We start from the raw sequence: 24,028 nt of genomic DNA, 5'->3' as shown, positions 1-24,028 counted from the left end.
AGCACAGCGTGCGAACCATCAGGCACAGCAGCCAGCGCTCGCGCCACCGCGAGGCGGTGGCGTGAACGGAACGAGAGGACAGAGGATGGACATGGTCTTGGAGGCCGACCAGCTGGGCAAGCGGTACGGCAGGACCTGGGCGTTGCGGGACTGCTCGCTGCACCTGCCGGCCGGCCGGATCGCCGCGCTGGTCGGGCCGAACGGTGCCGGCAAGAGCACGCTGCTGCACCTGGCCGTCGGGCTGCTCAAGCCCGACGCGGGAGCGGTACGGGTGTTCGGCAGATCGCCGTACGGCGACACGGAGGGCCTGGCCGACATCGGTTTCGTCGCACAGGACACCCCGCTGTACCGGGACTTCACCGCAGCCGAGTTGGTCACCGCCGGCGGCAAGCTGAACCGGCGGTGGGACGCCGAGTTGGCCCGCAACCGGCTGGCCCAGCTCGGCATACCGCCAGATCGGCCGGTCGGCAAACTCTCCGGCGGGCAACGCGCCCAGGTGGCGCTCGCCCTGGCGCTGGCCAAGCGGCCCCGGCTGCTGCTGCTCGACGAGCCGGTCGCCAGCCTCGACCCGCTGGCCCGGCGGGAGTTCCTCCAGTCGCTGATGGGCAGCGTGGCGGACTCCGGGACCACCGTCCTGCTCTCCTCGCACCTGCTGGCCGACCTGGAACGCGTCTGCGACTACCTGATCGTGCTCAACGCCGCCCAGGTGCAGCTCGCCGGCGCGGTCGACGACCTGGTCGCCGGGCACCGGCAGCTGGTCGGCCCGCGGCACGACGGCGGCCCGATCGGGGGCGTCGCCGCCGTCATCCGGGCCAGCCACACCGACCGACAGTCCACGCTGCTCGTCCGCGCCGACGGTCCGGTCACCGATCCGGCCTGGACGGTGCGCGAGGTCGGCCTGGAGGACGTCATCCTGGCTTACCTGGCGGACGGCAACACGCAGACCAGTCACAGCGAGTGGGGGGTGCCGGCATGATCTGGCTGACCTGGCGGCAACACCGCAAGCAGGCACTCTTCACCCTGCTGGGGTTCGCGGCGCTCGCCGCCCTGATGGTGCCGATCGGCCTGTCGATGCGGCACAGCTTCGCCGACCTCGGGCTGACGGAGTGCGTACGCCAACTGAACGACCCGAACCTGGCGGCGGCGACACGGGACGGCTGCGACGCCGCCTTCCACCGCTTCAGCAACCGCTACGGCAGCCTCAACCTGGTGGCCGTGCTGCTGATCACGCTGCCGGTGCTGGTCGGCCTGTTCTGGGGCGCCCCGCTGGTCGCCCGGGAGGTGGAGCAGGGCACGCACCGGTTCGTCTGGACCCAGGGCGTCGGCCGGAACCGCTGGGCGCTGGTGAAGTTCGGGCTGGTCGGCATCGCCGTGTTGGCCCTCGCGGTCTGCTACGGCCTGGGCATGTCGTGGTGGGTCGACCCGCTCACCCAGTCCGCCCAGGAGGGCCGACTCGGCCTGATCGTCTTCGACCTCCAGGGCGTCGCCCCGATCGGCTACACGCTCTTCGCCGTGGCGCTCGGCATCTTCGCCGGCACCGTCTGGAAGCGGATGCTGCCCGCCATGGGCATCACCCTGGCCGGGTTCATCGGCGTACGGGCGGCGGTAGCGATCCTGGCCCGACCGCACTACCAGCCCGCCCGCACCCAGACCTTCCCGATCGAGGGGGACGGGACACCGGAGATGGGCCGGGGGGACTGGATCCTCGCCCAGGGCGTCCGGAACCCCGACGGGACGATGATCGCGGAGGACACCCGAATCCAGTGCCCGCCGGGCGGAAAGGGGCCGGACGGTCGGACCTGCGGCGCCGAACTGGGTCTCGAGCCGGGCGCGTACAACTGGCAGCTCTACCAGCCGGCGGACCGGTTCTGGCTGTTCCAGGGCATCGAGACGGGAATCTTCGTCGCCCTCGCGCTGCTCCTGCTCTACCTGGCCATCCGCCGGGTCCGCCGGATCGCGTAACCCGGCAGCGGGTGATCGCCGGGGCCACGGGGCCCGGCGATCACCCGCTGCGCAGGCCCTCAGCGGTCAGTTTCAGCCAGGACGCGAGGTCGTGCAGCTCGTCGTGCACGGCCCGGGTCACCTCCGGCGTAAAGGGCACGTCCTCGTGGATGGCGTGCACCGTGAGCGTGCCGCGCCGGCGGTCGGCCGTGGCGTCGACCTTTCCGACCAGCCGGTCGCCATGCAGGATCGGCAACGCGAAGTAGCCCCACCGCCGGTTGGCCTTCGGCTTGTACATCTCCAGGACGTACTCGTACTCGAACAGGTCCGCGAGGCGGACCCGGTCGTGCACCAGCCGGTCGAAGGGCGACAACACGGCGGTACGCCCGGTGAACGGTTGCCCGAGCGCAGCCGGGTCGACCCGCCAGACGCCCGGGACGCCCTCGACGACCGCCGGTTCACCGGCGTCACCGACCTCCGCCGGCTCGCCGGGGACAGTCACCGCCTTCTCCCGCGCGATGCCCAACGCCCGCAGCCGCCGCTCGTTGCGGAGTCGGTGCGCCTGCTCTAGTGGGACGACGGGTGTGCCTGTTGGGTAGACCCGCTCCGCCACGTCCCAGAGGCGCTGTCGGCCCTGGCGGGCGGCGATCGCGACCTCTCCCCGCAGGACCAGGAACTCCAGCATCTGGGTGACGTTGCGGTTGTTGGTCCACCCCGACGACGGCCAGGGCACCACGCAGGTGTCCGGGATGTCGCGCGAGAGCAGCGGCCCGGAGCGGCCGAGCAGGTCGAGCACGTCCCGGCGGAACGAGTCGTTGGCGCGCAGCCACTCGCGCGGGCGCTCGTAACTGGGCCAGGTCGCCATGGCGGCGAGATAGAGCCGCAGATCGTCCATCGGCCGCACCATCGCCTGGTGCTCAAAAAGCGTCCGGTCCCGCTCCAGCGCCTGCCGCAACTCGGCTGGCTGGTACGACGAGCCGAGTCGGCTCCAGGCGACCAGGTCGGCGCTCGGCGCGACGGCGGCCGTCGGGTCAATCTGCAACAGCGTCAGCTGACGCACCACGGTCAGCAGGTCCGTCGGCCGCTGGGCGGCCAGCAGTTGGGCCCGGACGGCGATCCGCCGCGCCTGCGCCCGATCGAGCTGGTGCACCACCACGTCGCCGAGCCTAACGGCGACGCCCGACATTGCGCGGGAACGTGAAGTCGGATTCCGGCCCGTCGCCAACGCGACTGAAAGTGCCCATCCGATCACACCTGGTGCTCCGATGTGGACCTCAGGGCCGGGTCGGCCGGGCCGCAGGGATGGGAGCGCACGAGTGAAGTCCAGAATCCTCCGTCGGGTCGCCGCGTCGGCCGTGGCGCTCGCCTGCACCGTGCTGGGCGCGGTGGCGTTGCCGGCCGCCCCGGCGACCGCCAGCCCGATCCGCAACGCGACCGCCTGGTCGGTGCTGCTGTGCAAGTTCAGCGACAAGCCGGCCGAGCCGCAACCGCCGTCGCACTTCGCCAACTTCCTCACCGCGGCCGGGATCGGCACCGGCGGGGTGGCGGACTACCTGGCCGACCAGTCCGGCGGGCGGGTGTCGCTGGCGGGCTCGGTCGTTCGAGGCTGGTACACCATGCCGTACACGCTGGCGCAGTTCCAGTCGATCGACCGGTGGACCCGGATCCAGCGCTGCGTGGACACCGCGGCGACCGCCGGCTACGCGGTGCCCGCCGGGAACCGGATCGCGGTCATGCTCAACGACTGGGTGGATTCGGGTGCGGCCGGTGGCCGGGTGCTGCTCGACCCGGGCGCCTGGAACGTCGGCTTCGCCGCGCACGAGATGCTGCACGGCTACAACTGGGACACTCGTTGTCCAACGACACCACGTACCAGAACGCGCCATGGTCCCAGCCGGGCGAGTACGACGACCCGTGGGACGAGATGAGCGCCATGCACATCTACGCCTTCGGCACCGCGAACTACGGCACCAGCGCGGTCGGGCTCAACGGGCCCCACCGCGACGAGTTGGGCTGGCTGCCCAAGAACCGGATCTTCACCATGGCCGCCGACGGCATCGGATCGCGCACCCTCACCATGGCGCCGCTGGAGGTGCCCGCCGCGAGTGGCCCGCAACTGATCCGGATCCCGTTCGACCCGGCCGACCTGTTCCACTACTACACCATCGAGTTCCGCCGGAAGACCGGTTGGAGCGCCGGTATCCCCGGCGACACCGTGCTGCTGCATGAGGTCCGCAACGGCACCCCCACCCTGCTCCGTACCGGGCCCGGCGGCGGGCCGACGCAGTCGGTCAACGCCAACGGTGTGCAGATCGGCGTGAACTGGGTCTCCGGCAATGCCGCCTCGGTGACCGTCACCACCGATGTGGTCAACCGCTGCCTGCAGGGGTATGTGTGGCGCGAGGCCCGCCCCGGTGACCTGGTCTGCGTTACCGGCGCCACCCGCAGCCAGGTGTGGGCGGACAACGCCGCCGCGGCGAGCCGCTGGGTGAACGGACCGTACGGGCCGCACACCTGCGTCGCCGGCTACGTGTGGCGCGAGGCGTACGCCGGGGACCACGTCTGCGTCACCGGCACGCAGCGCAGCCAGGCCGCCGCCGACAACGCCGCCGCGGCGTCGCGGCGCAATCCCGCCCGGCTGGTGTTCGGCCCGAACAGCTGCGTCAGCGGGTACGTCTGGCGCGACGGCGACCAGTCCGACTACGTCTGCGTGACCGGCGCGACCCGCTCCCAGGTGCTCGCGGACAACGCGGCCGCCGCGAGCCGCTGGGTCAACGGACCGTACGGGCCGCACACCTGCGTCGCCGGCTACGTGTGGCGCGAGGCGTACGCCGGGGACGACGTCTGCGTCACCGGCACCCAACGCAGCCAGGCCGCCGCCGACAACGCCGCCGGACCGGGCCGGGTGCTGCGCCCCGCCGGCTGATCCGTGGCGCGCCCCGGTGATCGGTCACCGGGGCACGCCGCCTGTCCGGTCGGAGTCCCGCACCTGCGCCTGGTCGAACGCCGGCAGGGGCACCGGCGGCCCGCGGGGGCAGCGGGTACGTCACCGGCGTTCGGTGTCGGACCCCTCGGGCGGCAGGTCGAGCAGGGCGTCGGTCGGATCGGTGCGGGGCGGGCCCGCTGGCCACCAGGCACCGGCGCGGCGCCGGAACGGATACCAGCGTCCGTCCGGGCCGTGGCGCAACTGCACGTCCCGGCCGACGGTCCACCGGTTGCGCCAGGACTTCACGTCGCCGTCCACCACCGCACGCAGCGCCGCGGTGGTTCGGGCGGTCACCTCGGGCGGCGGGGTGAACACCGCGTCGAGGGCGGCCACGCCGGCCGGACCGGCGTACTCCCAGGCCCGGACGGCCCGGGGCAGCTCTGCCGCTCGCCCGCTGGCCTCGGCGAGCCGCTCGACGGCCGGCGAGCGCGGCACGCTGGCGGCCAGCCGGACGGCGTTCGGCCAGGCGTCGGGCTCCGGCGCGAGCAGCTCCGCGCGGGTGGCGGCGAGCAGGTGCCGGGCCCGGGAAGCGACGTCGGCGGCGAGCAGCCCGAGCGCCTCGGCATCGACGCCGGGCGCGGAGTGTCCGGCGAGGATCGGGGCGAGCGCCAGCGGTGCGCCGGGTACCGGCGCGGGCGGTGCAGGTAGCGGCGCCGGGGCGGCGGCCCAGGCTTCCTCCGCCGGGGTGCCGACCGGGGCGGCGGCGTCCGCCACCGCGATGTGCCGCCGGGCGTTGCGCCGGCGCAGCTCCTCCACCAGCTCGGTCTCGGCCCGCCCGCGCATCAGCAGCAGCACGAACGGGTCGCGGTCGAGCAGCCAGGACGTCTGGTAGGCCAGCGCTGCGGCGTGCCGGCAGGGCTGGTCCCAGGACGGGCATTCGCACTCCGGTTCCAGGTCGCCGTAGCCGGGCAGCAGGCGTACCCCGGCGTCCTCGGCGGTGTTGACCAGCTCGGGCGGCATCTCCCGGTCGAGCAGGGCGGCGATGTGGCCGGCCTTCGCGGCGAGCGCGTCGAGCAGACGGTCCCACTGGCGCTCGGAGAGCGGGCCGACGCGCACCACGGTGTCGTGCGGACGGTCCGGGTCGCCGTCATGGACCGGGGCGGAGATCCGGCCCGGACTCACGGTGATCGGGCCGACCTGACCGGCGAGCGCGTACCGGCGCCCCCGGCTCAGCTGCCCACGGTCGAGCGCGGCCCGCTCCATGGCGTCGATCCAGGCGGTGCCCCACCAGGTGGCGGCGAACGTCCGGCCGATCCGCCGGTCCGGTGCGAAGGCCGGGAAGCTGCGGGCCCGTCCGTCGTCCCGCACCGGTTCGGCGTCGTCGTCCCACAGGTCGTCGAACTCCTCGTCGCCAGTCACGTCCCGTCCCCTCGTTCCTGGTCGCCGAGCCGGACGAGCCGGAGCAACTCGGCGTCGGACAGCTCGGTCAGGGCGGTCTCGCCGCCGCTGAGCACGGCGTCGGCCAGGGCTCGCTTGGCCTCCAGGAGGGCGGCGATGCGCTCCTCCAGGGTGCCCTGGGCGATCAGCCGGTGCACCTGCACGGGCCTGGTCTGCCCGATCCGGTGGGCCCGGTCGGTGGCCTGTTCCTCGACGGCCGGGTTCCACCAGCGGTCGTAGTGGATGACATGGTCGGCCCGGGTCAGGGTCAGGCCGGCGCCGGCCGCCTTGAGCGACAGCAGGAAGACCGGCACCTCGCCGGCCTGGAACCGGCGGATCAGCTCCTCGCGCCGCGACACCGGCGTGCCGCCGTGCAGCAGCTGCGCCGGTACGCCCCGCTCGGCCAGGTGCCGGGCCAGCAGCCGGGCCATCCGCACGTACTGGGTGAAGACCAGCGCACCGCCACCCTCGGCGAGGATGGTGTCCAACAGGTCGTCGAGGAGGTGCAGCTTCTCCGACCGGCCGCGCAGCGGACCGTGCGCCTCCTTCAGGTAGTGCGCCGGGTGGTTGCAGACCTGCTTCAGCCCGACCAGCAGTTTGAGCACCAGGCCGCGCCGGGCGATGCTGGTGCCGCTGGCCCGGATCTCGGCCAGCACCTCGTCGACCACCTTCTCGTAGAGGGCGGTCTGCTCGGCGGTCAGCGGGACCAGATGGTCGGTGACCGTCTTGGGCGGCAACTCGGGGGCGATGCCCGGGTCCGTCTTGCGGCGGCGCAGCAGGAAGGGGCGGGCCAGGCGGGACAGCCGGCCGACGCTCGCGGAGTCCCGGTCCACCTCGATGGGCCGGGCCCAGGTCGCGCGGAACTCCCCCGCCGTGCCCAGCAGGCCGGGCGTGGTCCAGTCGAGGATCGCCCACAGGTCGGTGAGGTCGTTCTCCACGGGGGTGCCGGTGAGCGCGACCCGGGCCTGGGCCGGGATCGTCCGCAGGGCCTTCGCGGTGCCGCTGAGCCTGTTCTTCACGTACTGCGCCTCGTCGGCGACCACCAGCCCCCAGCGCTGGGTGGTCAGGGTGTCGGCGTCGAGGCGCATGGTGCCGTAGCTGGTCAGCACGATCCCGTCGGCCAGCTCGGCGAGCGACCGGGTGCTGCCGTGGAAGCGGCGTACCGGCGTGCCAGGGGCGAACCGGCGGATCTCCCGCTCCCAGGTGCCGAGCACCGAGGCGGGGCAGACCACCAGGGTCGCGCCGGCGGTGGCCCGGTCGAGCTGGCGGCGCAGGTGCAGGGCCACGACGGTGACCGTCTTGCCCAGGCCCATGTCGTCGGCGAGGCAGCCACCGAACCCGAGCGAGGTCATCCGCTCCAGCCAGCGCAGCCCACGCAGTTGGTACCCGCGCAGGGTGGTGGCGAGCGCGGCCGGCGGGGTCAGCGGCTCCGGCCCCCGGTCGGGGTCGGCGAGCCGTTCACACAGCGCGTCCAGCCACCCGTCGGCCACCACGTCGACCCGCTCGCCGGCCACCTCGGTGCTGCCGGTCAGGGTCGCCGCCAGGGCGTCGTACGCCGGGAGCGGGGTGAGCCGGCGCTCGGCGGCCCGGTGGGCCAGCTCCGGTGGAACCGCAACCCACCCGTCGCGCAGCCGGACGATCGGCCGGGCGACCGCGATCAGGTCCGCCTCGGCGTCGGTCAGCGGCACCCCGGCGAGGGTCAGCTGCCAGCTCAGCGGCATCGGCGCGGCGGAACGGAAGAAGGCCGCCGGGTCGGCGGGCTGCTCCGGTGGGGAACTGACCAGCACCCGGGCGGCGAGCGCGCGGGAGAGCTGCGCCGGCCACTCGATGTCGATGCCGGCCGCGACCAGCCGTGCCTCGGCGCCGTCGAACAGGTCGACCAGGTCCTCGTCGAGCAGCTCCAGCTCGACCGGCGCGGCCTCGTCGAGGAGGCGTTCCAGCGGCGGCCACAGCGCGGCCGCGCGTCGTACGGCGAGCATCGCCTCCACGGTGGCCCGGTCGCCGAGACCGTGCTGGTCGCCCGCCCAGAGGGCCTCGGCGTCGCTGACCAGGGTGGGGTCAGCGAGACTGCGCAGCCGGACCACGGCGCTGGGCGCGGTGGTGTCGAGATCCCCCCGCATCTCCACGCGCAGCGCCACTCGCAGGCCGGTGTCCACCCCGGCGGAGACCTGCCTGGCCCAGCCGCGCAGTTCCTCGGCCGGCTGGGGCGCCGGGGCGGTGAAGCGGGGATCGCCGGTGAGCCAGGGCGCGGCCGGGGTACGCGGCAGCGTGTCGGCCACCGCGTCGAGGAAGGCGCGGACCAGTTCCTCCGGGTCGGGGAGGACCAGCCGTCGCGCCGTGGGGTCGAGCGGCACCGCGCGCGCCGTCGGGGGCATCGCGGAGGCCAACGCCCGGATACGTCGCATGTCCTCGACGTCGAACGGGCCGGCGCGCCAGCCGTCGTACCCCTGCGGTGACACTCCGGGCAGGATTCGCCCTCGGGCGACGAGGTGGAGCCCGGTGACCGCGACCGCCGACCAGAACGCGGCGGCCGGGTCGAGCTGGTCGGCGTCGCGCAACGCCACCAGCCGGCGGACCGCGTCGCCCACCGGGATGGACCGGACCGGGACGGTGCACAGCTCCGGCCGGCCGCCGCGCGGGAGGACCAGCCCCAGCTCGCCGCCCTCGCCGAACCCGTCGAACTCCTCGGGCAGCGCGTCGGCGGACGGATGGTGGACGTGGACCGTGCCGGCGCGGGGCGGGTCGCCCGGGGTGAAGACGACCACGAACGGCACTCTGCCTCCTGATGGATCGTCGGTGGGCGGCCGCCGACCCGACAATCGTGACCTACGACGTTCGACAAGCCCCGGTTCAACCACTCAGCCGCCGGTAGCGGGCCACCGAGAGCGGCAGGAATACGGCGACCAGTACGACTGGCCACGCGACGGCCAGCCAGGGGTACTGCTGGACCACCCAGGAGTCCCCGCCCCAGCCGGCGTTGCCGAAGAGTTCACGGGTCGCGCCGACGGTCACCGACAGGGGATTCCACTCGGCCACCGTGCCCAGCCAGGCGGGCATGGTGGACGGCGCCACGAACGCGTTGGACAGGAAGCCGAGCGGAAACTCCAGGATCTGCACCCCGGCCACCGCCTGCTGGCCCCGCATCACCAGGCCCAGGAAGATGCCGACCCAGACCAGGGCGAACCGCAGCAGCAGGATCAGCCCCACCGCGGCCAGCGTGTCGCCGACACCGCCGTGCGCCCGCCACCCGAGCGCCAGACCGGCCAACAGCATCACCACGAGGGTGACCAAGGCGAACAGCATGTCGGCCGCCGCCCGACCCATGAGCGGGGCCAGCGGCGAGACGGGCATCGACCGGAAGCGGTCGGTCACCCCGCGGTCCAGGTCGGCCGAGACGGCGATGGTGGTGAGGCTGATGCCGAACACCATGGTCATCACGAACATGCCGGGCAGCAGGAACTCCCGATAGCTCCCGCCCCCCGGCACCTCCAACGCGCCGCCGAAGAGGTAGACGAACATCAGCACGATCAGGATGTCGAAGCCGAGCGAGCCGATCAGCGGCCCGGGATCGCGGCGCCAGTGGGCGAGGCCCCGCCGGGTCAGCGTGACGCTGTCGGCCAGCAGGGTGGGACGGCCGGGCCGGTGGGCCGGCGATCCGGTGCCGGGCAGGGTCAGACTGGTCATGCCGAAACCTCCGCGCTGTCGGCGGGCACACCGACCGCCTCGGCGCCGCCGTCCTCGGCGGGCTGCGGTCGATGCCCGGTGAGGTGCAGGAACACCTCATCCAGGGTGGGGCGGCGCAGCGCGATGTCCGCCACCTGCACGCCGCCCTCCTCAAGCGCCCGTAGCACGGCGGCGAGTGTGGCGGCCCGGTCCCCGATCCGGGCACTGAGCAGCCGCCGGTCGTGGTCGACCGTCGGCTCGACCCCGACCACCTGCCGCAGCCGCGGCAGGGCGGCGGCGAGATCGGCGCGGTCGCGGAGGACCAGGTCGAGGCGGTCGCCGCCGAGGCGGCCCTTGAGGTCGTCCGGGGTACCCTCGGCGATCACCCGGCCGGCGTCGACCACGGAGACCCGGTCGGCCAACTGGTCGGCCTCGTCCAGGTACTGGGTGGTGAGCAGGACGGTGGTGCCGGCGCGGACCAACTCCCGGACCGACTCCCAGACCTCGTTGCGACCGCGCGGGTCCAGACCGGTGGTGGGTTCGTCGAGGAAGAGCACCGACGGGGTGAGGATCATCCCGGCGGCGAGGTCCAGCCGCCGGCGCATGCCACCCGAGTACGCCTTCACCGGCTGCTCACCGGCGTCGGCGAGGCCGAACCGTTCCAGCAACTCGGTGGCGCGCCGCCGAGCCGCCTTCGGGTCGAGGTGGAACAGTCGGCCGAAGATGACGAGGTTCTGCTGGCCGCTGAGCATCTCGTCCAGCGCAGCCTGCTGCCCCACCAGCCCGATGCGGTAGCGCACCTGCTCGGGCTGGCGTGCCACGTCGAACCCGGCCACCTCGGCCCGCCCCTCGTCGAAGCGGAGCAGGGTGGACAGGATCCGTACGGCAGTGGTTTTGCCGGCACCGTTCGGGCCCAGCAGGCCGTACACCGTGCCGGCCCGGACCCGCAGGTCGAAGCCGTCCAGCGCGTGCCGGTCCCCGTACCGCTTGCGCAGCCCCTGCGCGACTATCGCGTCCTCACCGGTCGTCATTTCGCTCCCCCTCGATGCCGCCATCGCCGCTGTCGTACGACGTACGGTAGCAGCTACGGCAGCGATGGGCACATGGAATTCCCGTCGGTTGATGACGGTCATCTGTTCGAGGTGATCGATGAGCCCGATCAGCCGCACTCCGCGTGCCGGCCACCCGGCCCGGCACCAGCGCCGTCGAGGACGTGCCGCATCGGCCGCAGCAGGCGCTTGCGGCTACGCCGGGTCGACGGTCCCCACGTGGCCGGCGACGCCGACGTTCAGCGGGTCGGCCAGCAGCTTGTCGAAGGCCAGTTCGGCGGCGCCGATCAGGACGGCGTCCGGGCCGAGCGCCGCCGCCTCCAGGCGCAGGTGCTCGCGGGAGACCGGTAGCGGCATGGCGCCCAGCCGGCTGCGGACCGTGTCCGCCCCGGCGGTGAAGATGTCGCGCAGCGAGCCGCCGAACACCACGGCGTCCGGGTTGACCACGTTGACCAGGTTGGCCACGCCGAAGCCGAGCCAGTCGGCGACCCGCTCGACCGCCTCTCGCGCGGTCCGGTCGCCGTCCGCCGCCGCGCGCAGCACCTCGGCCACCGCCGCGCGGTCGCCGGGGTCCCGGCCGGCGTGCCGCAGCAGCGCGTTCTCACCGATCTCGGTCTCCCAGCAGCCGCGTGAGCCGCACCCGCAGGGCAGCCCGTTCGGGTTGACCACCATGTGGCCGACCTTGCCGCTGTGGCCCCGGTGCCCGATCATCAGCCGGCCACCCACGATGATGCCGGCGCTGATGCCGAGGCCGCCGTGCAGGTAGATGAGATCGTCGACGCCCGCCGCCACGCCGCGGACGTGCTCGGCCAGGCCGGCGATGTCGGCCAGGTCGCCGGCCACGAAACCCGGGCCGGCGGAGAGTTCGGCCTCGAGCGCGGCGCCGAGGGTCCCGTCGATGCCGACGATCCGGATCCTGTCGTCCGCGTCACGGGTGGTGTCGGTGACCGCGACCGCGCCGCCGACCAGCAGCGCGTCGGCGGCCACGCAGCGTTCCATGTCGCGGACGAGGTCGGCGAGCGGGCCGACGGCGTCGACGGCCGACATGCCGACGGGTCGGGCGACCTCGCGCAGATCGAGGATGCGCCCGCCGAGGCCGACCCGGGCGGCGCGCAGTCGGTCCGCGTCGATGCTCAGCGCCTGCGCGTAGACCCGGTCGGAGCGAGGGCTGACCACCAGCGAGGGGCGGCCGGCGCGGCGGGCGGTGGTCGGCGCCTCCTCGGTGACCAGGCCACTGGCGACCAGGTCGGCCGCGAGGGCACCGATGGTGCTGCGGTTGAGGCCGAGCCGGCTGGTCAGCTCGGCCCGGGACGTCGGCCCGTGCAGGTGGACGTAGCGCAGGACGGCGCCGAGGTTCTGCCGCCGGATCTCCTCCTGGCTCGCGCCGGGGACCGAGGGCAGCGGGGATTCGGGATTGCGGCCGACGCCGGCTGGCCTGGACCGGACGGGTGTTTCCACGGTCAGACCTCCTTCCGGGTCGGCGGCGGGTGGTGCGGGGGTGCCAGGACGACGATGGGTCCCGGAAGAGGAGATCCGGGACCCATCGGCGTTGCTGCCTACCGTGTGGTGCTTACTTGGTGAGCGGCGCGAGCTTCGGGTCGTTGGCGTACGCCTCAGCCGCGTTGGCCTTGGTGACGGCGACCGGCGGGAGCAGGTACGTGTCGACGACCTTGCTGCCGTTGTTGTAGGACTTGGTGTCGTTCACCTGCGGGGTGTTACCGGCCTGGAGGGCCTTGACCATGTTGATGGTCTCCTTGACCAGGTTCCGCGTGTCCTTGTTGATCGTCATGTACTGCTCGCCAGCGACGATCGACTTGACCGACTCAACCTCGGAGTCCTGACCGGTGACGACCGGGACCTGCTTGCCAGCACCCTTGATCGAGGTCATGATCGCGCGGGCCAGGGTGTCGTTCGGGGAGAGGACGCCGTCCAGCTCCTTGTTGCCGTAGGTCGAGGTCAGCAGCTGGTCCATGCGGGCCTGCGCACCCTCGGCCTTCCAGCCCTGGATGGCGGTCTGCTTGACGTCGGTCTGCTTCGAGGCGACGACCACGTTGCCCTTGTCGATCTCCGGCTTGAGCACGCTCATCGCGCCGTTGAAGAAGACACCGGCGTTGTTGTCGTCCGGCGAGCCGGAGAACAGCTCGATGTTGTACGGGCCGTTCGGCTTCTTGGCCTTCATGCCCTCGAGCAGGGCCTGGCCCTGGAGCTCGCCGACCTTGAAGTTGTCGAACGCGACGTAGTAGTCGAGGTCCGGCGTGTTGGTGATGAGCCGGTCGTACGCGATGACCTTCACGCCGGCCTGGTGGGCCGCGGCGACCTGGGTCGACAGCTGCGCGGCGTCGGTCGCGCCGATGACGATGACCTTGGCGCCCTTGGTCACCATGGCGGTGATCTGAGCCTGCTGGTCGGCGACCGTGGTCGACGCACCCGCGTACTGCACGTCGCTCTGGAAACCGGCCTCCTTGAGACCGTTGCTGAACAGGTCACCGGCGAGGACCCAGTTCTCCGAGGTCTTGGCCGGCAGGGCGACACCGATCAGGGAGTTCGCCGCGAAGCCCTTGGCGTCACCGTTGGAGCCGCCGGTCTCCTCGTCGCGGCCGGAGCCGCAGGCGGTGAGAGCCAGCATGGCGACGGCACCGATGGCCACCGACTTGCCGAAGAATCTACGCATGGGAAGTTACTTGCCCTTCTGGAGAGGTGACACGGAGGAGAGGTCGGTGGCCCGTGGTCCGGGCACCGGTGCCGTGGCGGGCTCGCGCTCCGCGTCGGGCGGTGAAACGGGGGTGGTGGGTGCGTCCCGCTTGAAGGAGCGGGTGATGCTCCCGATCACGGAGAAGCGCCCCTGGCTCTTGTTGTAGACGTCGATCGCGACGGCCAGCAGCAGGACCAGGCCCTTGATGATCTGGACGCGGTCGGTGCCCACGCCCATCAGTTGCAGGCCGTTGTTGAGCACGGCCATGACGAGACCACCAACGATCGAGCCGCTGATGGTTCCGATACCGCCGGAGACGGCCGCGCCACCGATGAAGACCGCGGCGATCGCGTCCAGTTCCCAGCCGTTGCCGTCCTGCGGGCCGGAGGCCGCCGAACGGGCCACGAAGATCATGCCGGCCAGGGCTGCCAGGACGGACATGTTCATCATGACGAAGAAGTTGACCCGCTTGAGCTTCACACCGGACAGCTCGGCCGCCCGGGAGTTGCCGCCCACCGCGTAGATGTGCCGGCCGCCGGCCGTGTTGCGGGTGTAGAAGGAGTACGCGAGGACCAGCGCGACCAGGATGATGCCGGAGATCGGGAAGCTGGTGCCGACGCGACCGCTGGCGAAGCGCAGCGCGGCGAAGGCGATCACCCCGACCATGACGGCCATGCGCAGGATCGAGATCCACATCGGGGCCGGATCGGCGTCCATCGCCCGGCGGGTCTTGCGCGCCTGGAGCTCGCGCCACACCACGGCCACCGCCGCGGCCAGACCGAGTAGCAGCGTGGCGTTGTTGTAGCCGGTGTTCGGCCCGAACTCGGGCAGGAAGCCGGAGCCGATCTCCCGGAAGCCTTCCGGCACCGGGATGGTGTTCGCGTTACCGATGAACTGGTTGCCGCCGCGGAAGAGCAGCATGCCGGCCAGGGTCACGATGAACGCTGGCACCCCGATGTAGGCCACCCAGAAGCCCTGCCAGGCGCCGATCAGCGCGCCGATCCCGAGGCCGAAGAGGATGGCGAGGGGCCAGGGCAGTGACCAGTCGGCCATCGCCTTCGCCACCAGGATGCCGGCGAATGCTGCCACGGAGCCGACCGAGAGGTCGATGTGCCCGGCGACGATCACCATGAGCATGCCGATGGCCAGGATCAGAATGTACGAATTCTGCTGGAACAGCGCGATCAGGTTGTCCGAGCGCAGAGTCAGGCCATCGGTCAGGATCTGGAACAGGACGACGATCGCCACCAGGGTGAAGATCATCCCGAACTGGCGAGCGTTGGAGGTGGTGCCTCCGAACAGGTTCTTCTGAAGGTCCTTCAATCGGCTCATCGTGTCAGCATCTTCTTCGTCGAGGTCATCTGCTTCATGAGGTTTTCCGGGGTGGCGTCCTCCCGGGCGATCTCGCCCGTGATGGCACCTTCGAACACGGTGTAGATGCGGTCGCAGAGCCCGATCAGCTCAGGCAACTCCGAGGAGATGATGACGACACCCTTCCCCTGGTCGGCGAGCCGCTGGATGATGCCGTAGATCTCGTACTTGGCGCCCACGTCGATACCGCGCGTCGGCTCGTCGAGGATCAGCAGGTCCGGGTCCGTGAACATCCACTTCGCCAGCACCACCTTCTGCTGGTTGCCGCCGGAGAGCTTGGAGACGCTCTCGTCGACCGTCGGGGCCTTGGTCCGCAACTCCTTGCGGTACGCCTCGGCCGCCTGGTACTCCTCGACCTGGTCCAGGACGCCGTGGTGGGAGATCTTGGACAGCTTGGCGGCCACCGTCGACGACTTGATGTCGTCGAGCAGGTTGAGGCCGATCGCCTTGCGGTCCTCACTGACGTACGCGAGCCCGTGGTCGATCGCGTCCGCCACCGACTTGAGCACGATCTCCTTGCCGTCCTTGATGATCGTGCCCGACTCGTACACCCCGTAGGAGCGGCCGAACACGCTCATCGCCAGCTCGGTGCGGCCCGCGCCCATCAGGCCGGCGAAGCCGACGATCTCGCCGCGGCGCACCACGAAGCTCTCGTTCTTGCAGACCTGCCGGTCGGCGGAGATCGGGTGCCGCACGTTCCAGTCGCGGACCTCGAAGAAGACCTCACCGATCTTCGGCGTGTGGTCCGGGAATCGGCTGCTCAGCTCGCGGCCGACCATGCCCCGCACGATCCGGTCCTCGTCGACCCCTTCGGCCCTGACGTCCAGCGTCTCCACCGTCCGGCCGTCGCGCAGGATGGTGATCTGGTCGGCGATCGCCTCGATCTCGTTCAGCTTGTGCGAGATCATGATCGAGGTGATGCCACGCGAACGGAAGCCGCGCAGCAGGTCCAGCAGGTGCCGGGAGTCGGCCTCGTTCAGCGCGGCCGTCGGCTCGTCCAGGATGAGCAGCTTCACGTCCTTGGCGAACGCCTTGGCGATCTCCACAAGCTGCTGCTTGCCGACCCCGATGTCCTTGATCAGGGTGTCCGGGTCCTCCTGCAGACCGACCCGGGCCATCAGGTCCAGCGCCATCCGGTTCGCGGCCTTCCAGTCGATCGCGCCCCGCTTGCGCGGCTCGTTGCCGAGGAAGATGTTCTCGGCGATCGACATGCCCGGAATGAGCGCGAGCTCCTGGTGGATGATCACGATTCCGGCGTTCTCGCTGGCCCGGATGTCGGAGAACCGCGTCTCCGACCCCTGGTAGACGATCTGGCCGTCGTAGGTGCCGTACGGGTACACACCGCTGAGGACCTTCATCAGCGTGGACTTGCCCGCGCCGTTTTCACCGCAGATGGCATGGATCTCGCCGGCGCGAACCACCAGGTTGACGTCGGAGAGGGCCTTGACTCCTGGGAACTCCTTGGTGATGGAGCGCATCTCAAGGAGGATGGGCACGTCGCTCATCGCTCGTACCACCTCGCCAACGTCATCGGTTGCCTCCGGAAGGTTTGACCTTCACTCGGTTTTGTTGTTGACGGCAACGTATTGCGGCGAGAGGCCCATCCGCAAGGCGGGGGCGTGTTGAAAATGTAACAATCCGGCAATATAGACGTCGCACTGTGTTCGCCTGCCCCAGCGGCCCCTATAGTCCCGCCGGCAGCGGACGACCCGATCGCCACGCTCCCGGGCGACTTCCGCCGGCCGAGCGGGATCGACCCCGGCCGCTGGGCAAGGACCCTCAACAGGCACGACGCGACTTCCGCCGGCGGAAGGGTACCGTGCCGGATGGCCGCCGCCCAGACCGGACGGGCGGCACCTCGTGTCGGTAGGTCCCGCTACCCTCGCCGCGTGGCAGATCCCTTCCGGGTACGCATCACCGTCCGGGGTTACGAGTTGGACACCCAGGGCCACCTGAACCAGGCCGTCTACGTCCAGTACGGCGAGCACGCCCGGTGGGAGTGCCTGCGCGCCGCCGGCATCGCGCAGGACCGGCTCCTGGCCGCTGGCATCGGACCGGTCGCCCTGGAGTCAAACCTGAAGTACCTACGGGAGCTGCGTGGCGGGGACGAGGTGGACGTGTCCTGCCAGTTCCACTGGAGCGAGAGCAAGGTGTTCCAGATCGAGCAGGACTACACCCTCGTCGACGGCACTCCGGTCGCCCGGCTGACCGGGGTGGGCGGGCTGCTGGACCTGTCGACGCGACGGCTGGTGCCCGACCCGCGCGTACGGTTTCGGCAGCTGGCCACCGACCCGGGGCGGCTCAACCTCTGAGGCTGGTCTCCACCGGCCCGAGCGGGTCGACGTGCTCCGCCGCGCCGCTTTCCGGCTCGTCGCTCACGGGTGCAGCACCGCCTTGATCACCCCGTGCTCACGGCGGTCGAAGCTGCGGTACAGCTCGGGCGCATCGTCGAGGCTGCCGTGGTGGGTGACGATCACGCTGGGCCGGGCCCGGCCGGCGACGACCAGGTCCCGCAAGAGCACCGTGTAGCGGCGGTCGTGGGTACGGCCGAACCGGACCGCGACGCCCTTGCTGAACAGCGTCCCCCACGGCGCGACCAGATCCTCGCGGGCGCTCGCGCCGGGACGGGGTTGCAGGTCCTTCTCCGGGTACACGCCAGCGACCGCGATCGCCCCGGCGGGGTTGACCAGCCGGGCCGCGTCGGCGATGACCTGGTCGGGGCGCTCCTGGTCGGGGCGCTCCCGGTCCCGGGCCTGGAACCCGACGGCGTCGATGACCTTGTCGATCCCGCCCAGCTTCTCCTCGCCGAGCGGCAGCCCGGTCCGCGCCCGGTCCGCGCGGATCTGCTCGACCGGGTCGCCGCGGCGGAAGTCGACCGGCACCGCGCCGATCTCGCCGGCCTTGTCGAGCCGGGCGTCGACGCCGTCCACGCAGTACACCACCCGGGCTCCCCGGATCAGCGCCGAGTACGCGCTGAGCAGGCCGATGGTGCCGGCGCCGAACACGGCCACCGTGTCGCCGGCTTCGACCCCGGCCAGGGTGGCTGCGGCGTGCCAACCGGTGACGAACGCGTCGGCGAGCAGCACGAAGTCGTCCTCGTACGCGTCCCCCGGCTCCCCGGGCACGGGTACGCAGTTCGCGTCGGCCCACGGCACGCGCAGCAGGTCGGCCTGAGCCCCCCGGTAGGGGCCCATCCCGGCGTAGCCGTACGCCGCGCCCGGCCCCTCGGCCCGGACCCGCAGGCAGGCCGCCGAGAGCCCTCGGGCACACATCACGCACGTCCCGCAGAACAGGTGCGTGGGGATCACCACGCGGGTGCCCGGACGGACGGTCTGCACCGCGGCGCCCACCTGCTGCACCACGCCCAACGGCTCGTGGCCGAGCACCAGGCCGGCATCGGCGCCGGTCCGCCCGTCGTACATGTGCAGGTCGGTGCCGCACATGGCGGTGGAGGTGATCCGCACGAGCGCGTCGGTCTCGGCCTCCAACGTGGCGTCCGGCACCTCCCGCACCGCGACGCTGCGGACGTCCGCGTAGACGACGGCTCTCATCCCGGCTCCCTCACCAGCGGCGGAGAACCGGTTCTTCCCGCGGCCGGTGCGTTCATGCCGCCCGGCGCTACTCGGGCAGCTGGGCGCTCTGCTGCTGGCGGAACTGTTCGACCGGGAGGCCGCCGCGACCCCAGTTCTCGGTCTCGACCTCGTCGATCACCACGAAGGTCGATGTCAACGGCTTGTTCAGGACGTCGCGCAGCAGTTCGCTCACGCCCTTGATCAGTGCGGCCTTCTCCTCGGCGGTCGCCGCGGACGCGCCGGGTGTGCTGCCCTCGCGGGTGATCTGGATGGTGACGATCGGCATGGGCCTGCTCCTCTTCGGAAGGGGGTGGGGTGGGTTCCGAAGCCACTAGACGACTGGTCGACTAAAACTAGCCGACCGGTCGTGTACCTTCAAGACATGGGACGGACCAGTGACGCGCGGAACAAGATCCTCGATTCGGCCGCCACGCTGATCGAGCAGCGTGGCTACTCGGCGCTGGGCGTGGCCGAGATCTGCGCGGCGGCGGGCGTCCCGAAGGGCAGCTTCTACTACTTCTTCGAGTCCAAGCAGGCGCTCGCCCGCACTGTCATCGACGAGCACTGGGCGACCCAGCGCCGCCAGTGGGAGCAGTTGCTCGGCAGCGGGCGCGACCCCCTGCGGCGGCTACGGGACCTGTTCGAGGCCACCGAGGAGATCCAGCGCGCCGGCCAGCAGAAGGCCGGGGTGGTCGCCGGCTGTCTGTTCGGCAACCTCGCCCTCGAACTCAGCAACCAGGCCGAGGAGATCCGCCGTCGGCTTCAGGAGATCTTCGAGGAACAGATCAACCTGATCGAGCAGGTGGTCGTCGAGGCGAAGGAACGTGGCCTGGCCGGCTCGTCGGTCGACACCCGCGAGGCCGCCCGGTCCATCGTCGCCCAGATCGAGGGTCGGGTCCTGCTCGCAAAGCTGCTCAACGACCCGGCCCAGTTGGAGACGCTGTGGCGCAACTGCCTGGACCTCCTCCAGGTACCACCGGAAGCGCGCACCACCACGGACTGAAGGGCCAGGACCGCACGGTCCACACCGGACGTAGCATCGGCGAGGCACGATATTCAGGCGGACCACTCCCCGACCGGATCGGGCACCCGACATGACGACCGAGCAGACCACGTCTCCCCCGCGCACCGGCGTCGGTATCACGGCCACTGGTCTGGGCCACCGTGTCCGGGGCGGTCGCCGGATCCTGGACGACATCTCGCTGGCCATCCAGCCGGGCGAGGTCGTCGCGATCATCGGCGCCAGCGGCGCCGGCAAGACCACCCTGCTGGAGACGCTCGCCGGGATCCGGCGACCCGACGCCGGCACCGTGGCGTACGACGGCGCCGCCGGGGTCGGCGCGATCGGTTTCGTCCCGCAGGACGACATCATCCACCGCGAGCTGCCGCTGGGACGCACCCTGCGGTACGCGGCCCGGCTGCGCCTGCCGCCGGACACCGGGCCGGCCGAGGTCACCCGCCGGGTCGCCGAGGTGCTCGCCGAGTTGCGGCTCACCGAGCGGGCCGCGGTGCCGGTGGGCCGGCTCAGCGGCGGTGAGCGCAAACGCGCCAGCATCGCCGTCGAACTGCTCACCCGACCGGGCGTGTTCTTCCTGGACGAGCCCACCTCCGGGCTGGACCCGGCGATCGCCGTGGACCTGCTCCGGGTGCTGCGGACCCTCGCCGACGCGGGGACCACGGTGGTGCTCACCACCCACCAGATCACCGACGTGGACCGCTGCGACCGCGTTGTCGTACTGACCCGCCAGGGCCGGTTGGCGTTCGCCGGCACACCGGCCGTCGCCCGGGAGTTCTTCGGCCTGCGGTCCCTCGCCGAGGTGCACCTCCGGCTGGACGAGGAGACGGACCCGACGGCCTGGCCCGACCGCTTCGCCGCGTGCCACGACGGCGACCCGGCGGCCCGTACGGTCGAGCCGGGGGTCGACAGCTCGGGGCGTCGGCAGGTCGGCAGGTTGCGGCAGTGGGCCGTCCTCTCCGCGCGCAACGCGGAGATCGTTGCCCGAAACCGGCTGACCCTGGCGATCCTGCTCGGCTCGCCGCTGATGGTGCTCGGCATGTTCGCGCTGCTGTTCCGGCCCGGGGCGTTCGACCCGGCCCAACCGAGCCCGAACGTGACCGTGATGATCCTGTTCTGGATCGCGTTCGGCGGCTTCTTCTTCGGGCTGACCTACGGCCTGCTCCAGATCTGCACCGAGCTGCCGATCCTGCGCCGGGAGCGGCTGGCGGGTGTCCGGCTGGTGCCGTACCTGTTGGCGAAGGTCGCGGTGCTGCTGCCGCTACTGGCCCTGGTGGACCTGGCCCTGCTCGGGGTGCTGCGCGGTATCGACCGGCTGCCGCCGGTCGGCGGCGCCAACTTCGCCGCGCTGTACGCGACGCTGCTGCTCTCCTCGGCAGCCGCGCTCACCCTCGGCCTGCTCTGCTCCGCGGCCGTCTCCGACGCCGCCCAGGCGACGCTCATGCTGCCGATGCTCTGCTTCCCGCAGGTGTTGTTCGTCGGCGCGATCCTGCCGGTGCCGGTCATGGCGGTCGGCGGCCAGTGGCTCAGCTACGCGATGTCGAACCGGTGGGCGTTCGAGGGCTTGGGACACACCGCCGGGGTGGAGCGGCTCTGGCGCGACGGCGGCTCCCCGCTCGGCCCGCCACTGCTGGCCACGTACGGCGACAGTTTCTCCCGGCCGGTGTGGGTGAACTGGCTGGTGCTCGGCGGGTTCGTGGTGCTCTTCCTCGGCGCGACCTGGGCGGTGCTGGCGCGTCGGGAGGCCCGCCGTGCTGCCTGAGCCGGGTCCCCGCGCCGCGACCCGCACCTCGCCGACGGCACTGCCGGGGTACGCCGACACCGCTCCGATCGACGAACTGCGCGCCACCGAGTACCGGCACCTGGACCGGCACGGCCAGGTCTACCTCGACTACGCCGGGGCGGGGGTGGCCGCACAGGCCCAGGTGAGAGCCCACCACGATCGGCTGCTAACGGGCCTGTACAGCAATCCACACTCGGAGAACCCGACCAGCGAGGCGGCCGGTTCGCTGGTCGAGTCGGCGCGGCGCGCGGTGCTCGACTTCTTCCGCGCGGACCCGGCCGAGTACACGGTCGTCTTCACCCCGAACGCCAGTGGCGCCTGCCGGCTGGTCGGCGAGGCGTACGACTTCGGTCGGGCCGCACCGTTCGTGCTGACCTGGGACAACCACAACTCGGTCAACGGCATCCGCGAGTACGCCCGAGCGGCCGGCGCGCGGGTGCGCTACGTACCGCTCACCGGGCCGGAGCTGCGGGTCGCCGAGTCGGACCTGTCCACGATGCTCGACGCCGGCCGCGGCGGGCTGGCTGGGCGGTGGGGCTGGCCCGGCGGTCGAGGGCTGTTCGCGTATCCGGCGCAGAGCAACTTCTCCGGCGTGCAGCACCCGCTGGGCTGGGTGGAACTGGCCCACCGGCACGGGTACGACGTGCTGCTCGACGCCGCCGCGTTCGCACCCACGAACCGGTTGGACCTCAGCGTCGTCCAGCCCGAGTTCGTCTGCCTGAGCTGGTACAAGCTCTTCGGCTATCCCACTGGGGTCGGCGCGCTGCTGGCCCGCCGCGACGCGCTGGCCCGGCTGCGCCGGCCGTGGTTCGCCGGCGGCACGATCCGCATGGTCAGCGTCCAGGGTGACTGGCACCGGTCGATGGACGACGAGTCGGCCTTCGAGGACGGCACGCTTAACTTCCTGAGCATCCCGGACGTGGAGTTCGGCCTGCGCTGGCTCGACACCATCGGCGTGCAACTCGTGCACACCCGGGTCGGCCTGCTCACCGGCTGGCTGCTGGACCGGCTGACCACGCTGCGGCACCGCACCGGCCGGCCCCTGGTCCAGGTGTACGGGCCGGCGACGGCTGAGGGCCGGGGCGGCACGGTGACGTTCAACTTCCGCCAGCCGGACGGCTCCCTGGTCGACGAGCGGCTCGTCGCGCGGGAATCGGCTGAGGCGGGCTTCTCCCTGCGTACCGGCTGCTTCTGCAACCCGGGTGCGGGTGAGGGCGCGTTCGGGATCAGCCGGGGCTCGCTGCGCCGGCGGCTGCTCGCGCGGGTCGACACGATCGACCAGTACCTCGGTGCGCTGCAGCTGCCGACCGGCGGCGCGGTGCGCGTCTCGTTCGGCCTGGCGTCCAACGCGGCCGACGCGGAGCGCTTCCTCGCGTTCGCCGAGTCGACCTACCTGGACCGCGACGCCAGCACCGAGTCACCGTTGCCGCCCCGGCTGCGCTGCTGAGCCCGATCGTGCGCGCGTCACGCCGGAGGCTGGTGGGCGAGGATGTTGACGACGTGGCCGTTCGGGTCCCGGACGAAGAACCGGCGGACGCCCCAGGGTTCATCGGTCAGGTCGTGGACGATCTCGGACCCGGCGGCCCGCGCCGCCCGGTAGCTCGCGTCCACGTCGGCCACCTCGATGGAGACGACCGGGGCGACCGGCGCGGTGGCGTCCTCGGTCATCAGGCTCAGTTGCACCTCCGGCCGGTCGGGGTCGGCTAGCGTGACGATCCAGCCATGGTCCATGACCACCCGCAGGCCGAGGACCGTGGTGTAGAAGGCGGTCGCCTCGGCCATCGAGGCGCTGTGCAGATCGGCGACTATTCGCTGGGCGGCCATGGCCACTCCCCTCGACTTGCGCTTCGACGGCGAACGCCCACCACGTGTCGGCCGTTCGCGGACACCCGCTGTGGCCAGCGGAGCGTCAGCGGACCTGGGCCGCCGACGTCGGGCGGCGCTTCATCTCCTCCATGAACGGGAACCGCGCGGTCAGCTCGGCGAGCGTCAGCCCGGCGCGCCAGGCCGAGGCCAACTGGGCCACCTGGACGAGGTCCATGGCGTCGCCCCGAGCCTGGACCTCACCCGACACCCGAAGGTCGACCATGAAGTATCGGGCCTGGGAGCCCAGCCCGACGCAGACCACACCCTGATCGGAGTGCAGCTCAGCACAGGTGAACCGGCTACGCCCCTGCTCGGGGGCGGTCACCCGGCCGAGGTCGAGCTCGTGGCGGGCAGCGATCTCAATGAGCGCGGGGGCCAGACCACCCCGCTCGACCAGATCCGGGTAAAGGCGCACACCCAGCGCCGTCGACACGTCGCTCATGACTGACTCCCACTTCCTCGTGACAGAGACCAGCAGCGCGCAGGTTACGGGGATGTTTCCGGCGAGCCTCGTCATCCTGTCCCCCGTGGACGCCCCACGGCAATAGGAAGGGTCGATTCGACCGCTTTCGTGGTAGCACGTGTCCGCGGTCCGGGGCGGACCAGCAGGCCCCGCGGGTGCGGGCGCTCACCCGCGAGCATCGGGCGGTGACCACCCGTCACCGTACTGGTAACACTCTTGACGGAAGGCCAGCATATCGACATTCTTCGTT

The 24,028-nt window shown here is 71.7% G+C and carries 21 protein-coding genes; 8 read left to right on the top strand and 13 right to left on the bottom strand.

Annotated features, from left to right (window positions below):
- Positions 1-85: 85 nt before the first annotated feature.
- Together OG470_RS17150 and OG470_RS17145 are read left to right on the top strand one after the other, a co-directional pair.
- Complete coding sequence (locus OG470_RS17150; RefSeq protein ID WP_328425473.1) at positions 86-976, top strand: ABC transporter ATP-binding protein; 891 nt, start codon at positions 86-88, stop codon at positions 974-976.
- Positions 973-1,962, top strand: a complete 990-nt coding sequence (locus OG470_RS17145; protein WP_328425471.1) for an ABC transporter permease — start codon at positions 973-975, stop codon at positions 1,960-1,962. Before OG470_RS17150 ends, OG470_RS17145 begins: the two co-directional genes overlap by 4 nt.
- 40 nt (positions 1,963-2,002) lie before the next feature.
- On the opposite strand, the gene OG470_RS17140 is transcribed toward OG470_RS17145, so the two are convergent.
- Positions 2,003-3,097 (bottom strand): DNA glycosylase AlkZ-like family protein, encoded by a 1,095-nt coding sequence (locus tag OG470_RS17140; RefSeq protein WP_328425469.1) that lies wholly within the window; start codon positions 3,095-3,097, stop codon positions 2,003-2,005.
- A gap of 160 nt (positions 3,098-3,257) precedes the next feature.
- Here OG470_RS17140 and OG470_RS17135 point away from each other — a divergent pair, with 160 nt between their 5' ends.
- Together OG470_RS17135 and OG470_RS17130 are read left to right on the top strand one after the other, a co-directional pair.
- Positions 3,258-3,869, top strand: a complete 612-nt coding sequence (locus tag OG470_RS17135) for a hypothetical protein (protein WP_328425467.1) — start codon at positions 3,258-3,260, stop codon at positions 3,867-3,869.
- A complete protein-coding gene (locus OG470_RS17130) occupies positions 3,794-4,867 on the top strand; it encodes a hypothetical protein (RefSeq protein WP_328425465.1) in 1,074 nt (357 codons plus the stop codon). The genes OG470_RS17135 and OG470_RS17130 overlap by 76 nt, the downstream gene beginning before the upstream one ends.
- Positions 4,868-4,987: 120 nt before the next feature.
- Here the strand turns inward: OG470_RS17130 and OG470_RS17125 are convergent, their stop codons facing one another.
- From OG470_RS17125 to mmsA, 8 genes are all read right to left on the bottom strand, one after another.
- Entirely contained in the window at positions 4,988-6,286 is a 1,299-nt protein-coding gene (locus OG470_RS17125; RefSeq protein ID WP_328425463.1) for an SWIM zinc finger family protein, read from the bottom strand.
- Positions 6,283-9,078 carry a DEAD/DEAH box helicase gene (locus OG470_RS17120; RefSeq protein ID WP_328425461.1) on the bottom strand — a complete coding sequence of 932 codons (2,796 nt, stop codon included), beginning with the start codon at positions 9,076-9,078 and terminating at the stop codon, positions 6,283-6,285. The genes OG470_RS17125 and OG470_RS17120 overlap by 4 nt, the downstream gene beginning before the upstream one ends.
- A 76-nt stretch (positions 9,079-9,154) precedes the next feature.
- A complete protein-coding gene (locus OG470_RS17115; protein ID WP_328425459.1) occupies positions 9,155-9,988 on the bottom strand; it encodes an ABC transporter permease in 834 nt (277 codons plus the stop codon).
- Positions 9,985-10,998 carry an ATP-binding cassette domain-containing protein gene (locus OG470_RS17110; RefSeq protein ID WP_328425457.1) on the bottom strand — a complete coding sequence of 338 codons (1,014 nt, stop codon included), beginning with the start codon at positions 10,996-10,998 and terminating at the stop codon, positions 9,985-9,987. The genes OG470_RS17115 and OG470_RS17110 overlap by 4 nt, the downstream gene beginning before the upstream one ends.
- Before the next feature lie 213 nt (positions 10,999-11,211).
- Positions 11,212-12,474: an ROK family transcriptional regulator gene (locus tag OG470_RS17105; protein ID WP_442931157.1), complete on the bottom strand. Its 1,263-nt coding sequence runs from the start codon at positions 12,472-12,474 to the stop codon at positions 11,212-11,214.
- Positions 12,475-12,586: 112 nt separating this feature from the next.
- Positions 12,587-13,687, bottom strand: coding sequence for a sugar-binding protein (locus OG470_RS17100; protein ID WP_328425455.1), 1,101 nt, complete (start codon positions 13,685-13,687; stop codon positions 12,587-12,589).
- 6 nt (positions 13,688-13,693) lie between these two features.
- Complete coding sequence (mmsB, locus tag OG470_RS17095) at positions 13,694-15,040, bottom strand: multiple monosaccharide ABC transporter permease (RefSeq protein WP_328425453.1); 1,347 nt, start codon at positions 15,038-15,040, stop codon at positions 13,694-13,696.
- Entirely contained in the window at positions 15,037-16,584 is a 1,548-nt protein-coding gene (gene mmsA, locus OG470_RS17090) for a multiple monosaccharide ABC transporter ATP-binding protein (protein WP_328425450.1), read from the bottom strand. Before mmsA ends, mmsB begins: the two co-directional genes overlap by 4 nt.
- Positions 16,585-16,968: 384 nt before the next feature.
- On the opposite strand from mmsA, the gene OG470_RS17085 reads away from it, so the two are divergent.
- A complete protein-coding gene (locus OG470_RS17085; RefSeq protein WP_328425448.1) occupies positions 16,969-17,391 on the top strand; it encodes an acyl-CoA thioesterase in 423 nt (140 codons plus the stop codon).
- Between the two features lie 63 nt (positions 17,392-17,454).
- On the opposite strand, the gene OG470_RS17080 is transcribed toward OG470_RS17085, so the two are convergent.
- Both OG470_RS17080 and OG470_RS17075 read right to left on the bottom strand, forming a co-directional pair.
- Positions 17,455-18,630, bottom strand: a complete 1,176-nt coding sequence (locus OG470_RS17080; protein WP_328425446.1) for a glutathione-independent formaldehyde dehydrogenase — start codon at positions 18,628-18,630, stop codon at positions 17,455-17,457.
- Positions 18,631-18,697: 67 nt separating this feature from the next.
- Positions 18,698-18,937 carry a tautomerase family protein gene (locus OG470_RS17075; protein WP_328425444.1) on the bottom strand — a complete coding sequence of 80 codons (240 nt, stop codon included), beginning with the start codon at positions 18,935-18,937 and terminating at the stop codon, positions 18,698-18,700.
- Positions 18,938-19,033: 96 nt separating this feature from the next.
- Here OG470_RS17075 and OG470_RS17070 point away from each other — a divergent pair, with 96 nt between their 5' ends.
- The 3 genes from OG470_RS17070 to OG470_RS17060 all read left to right on the top strand — a co-directional run bounded on the left by OG470_RS17070 (position 19,034) and on the right by OG470_RS17060 (position 22,896).
- Positions 19,034-19,654: a TetR/AcrR family transcriptional regulator gene (locus tag OG470_RS17070; protein ID WP_328425442.1), complete on the top strand. Its 621-nt coding sequence runs from the start codon at positions 19,034-19,036 to the stop codon at positions 19,652-19,654.
- A 91-nt stretch (positions 19,655-19,745) separates the two neighbouring features.
- On the top strand, positions 19,746-21,428 hold the full coding sequence (locus OG470_RS17065) for an ABC transporter ATP-binding protein/permease (RefSeq protein ID WP_328425440.1): 1,683 nt from the start codon (positions 19,746-19,748) through the stop codon (positions 21,426-21,428).
- Positions 21,418-22,896 (top strand): aminotransferase class V-fold PLP-dependent enzyme, encoded by a 1,479-nt coding sequence (locus OG470_RS17060; RefSeq protein ID WP_328425438.1) that lies wholly within the window; start codon positions 21,418-21,420, stop codon positions 22,894-22,896. Before OG470_RS17065 ends, OG470_RS17060 begins: the two co-directional genes overlap by 11 nt.
- A gap of 17 nt (positions 22,897-22,913) precedes the next feature.
- Here the strand turns inward: OG470_RS17060 and OG470_RS17055 are convergent, their stop codons facing one another.
- On the bottom strand, positions 22,914-23,273 hold the full coding sequence (locus OG470_RS17055; protein WP_328425436.1) for a VOC family protein: 360 nt from the start codon (positions 23,271-23,273) through the stop codon (positions 22,914-22,916).
- Between the two features lie 85 nt (positions 23,274-23,358).
- The gene (locus OG470_RS17050; RefSeq protein WP_328425434.1) at positions 23,359-23,757 is read right to left on the bottom strand and encodes a hypothetical protein; all 399 of its coding nucleotides are present in this window, start codon (positions 23,755-23,757) and stop codon (positions 23,359-23,361) included.
- Positions 23,758-24,028 lie beyond the last annotated feature (271 nt).

The organism is Micromonospora sp. NBC_00389, assembly GCF_036059255.1.
Lineage (GTDB): Bacteria > Actinomycetota > Actinomycetes > Mycobacteriales > Micromonosporaceae > Micromonospora.
The sequence above is the reverse complement of the archived record's forward strand: the minus strand, read 5'-3'. Positions and strand labels throughout refer to the sequence as shown.

Bases quoted from the DNA above. Each gene is read 5' to 3' on its own strand.
- OG470_RS17150 (WP_328425473.1), top strand. From the start codon at position 86: ATGGACATGGTCTTGGAGGCCGACCAGCTGGGCAAGCGGTACGGCAGG.
- OG470_RS17145 (WP_328425471.1), top strand. From the start codon at position 973: ATGATCTGGCTGACCTGGCGGCAACACCGCAAGCAGGCACTCTTCACC.
- OG470_RS17115 (WP_328425459.1), bottom strand. From the start codon at position 9,988: ATGACCAGTCTGACCCTGCCCGGCACCGGATCGCCGGCCCACCGGCCC.
- OG470_RS17110 (WP_328425457.1), bottom strand. From the start codon at position 10,998: ATGACGACCGGTGAGGACGCGATAGTCGCGCAGGGGCTGCGCAAGCGG.
- OG470_RS17100 (WP_328425455.1), bottom strand. From the start codon at position 13,687: ATGCGTAGATTCTTCGGCAAGTCGGTGGCCATCGGTGCCGTCGCCATG.
- mmsB (WP_328425453.1), bottom strand. From the start codon at position 15,040: ATGAGCCGATTGAAGGACCTTCAGAAGAACCTGTTCGGAGGCACCACC.
- mmsA (WP_328425450.1), bottom strand. From the start codon at position 16,584: ATGAGCGACGTGCCCATCCTCCTTGAGATGCGCTCCATCACCAAGGAG.
- OG470_RS17080 (WP_328425446.1), bottom strand. From the start codon at position 18,630: ATGAGAGCCGTCGTCTACGCGGACGTCCGCAGCGTCGCGGTGCGGGAG.
- OG470_RS17075 (WP_328425444.1), bottom strand. From the start codon at position 18,937: ATGCCGATCGTCACCATCCAGATCACCCGCGAGGGCAGCACACCCGGC.
- OG470_RS17070 (WP_328425442.1), top strand. From the start codon at position 19,034: ATGGGACGGACCAGTGACGCGCGGAACAAGATCCTCGATTCGGCCGCC.
- OG470_RS17065 (WP_328425440.1), top strand. From the start codon at position 19,746: ATGACGACCGAGCAGACCACGTCTCCCCCGCGCACCGGCGTCGGTATC.
- OG470_RS17055 (WP_328425436.1), bottom strand. From the start codon at position 23,273: ATGGCCGCCCAGCGAATAGTCGCCGATCTGCACAGCGCCTCGATGGCC.
- OG470_RS17050 (WP_328425434.1), bottom strand. From the start codon at position 23,757: ATGAGCGACGTGTCGACGGCGCTGGGTGTGCGCCTTTACCCGGATCTG.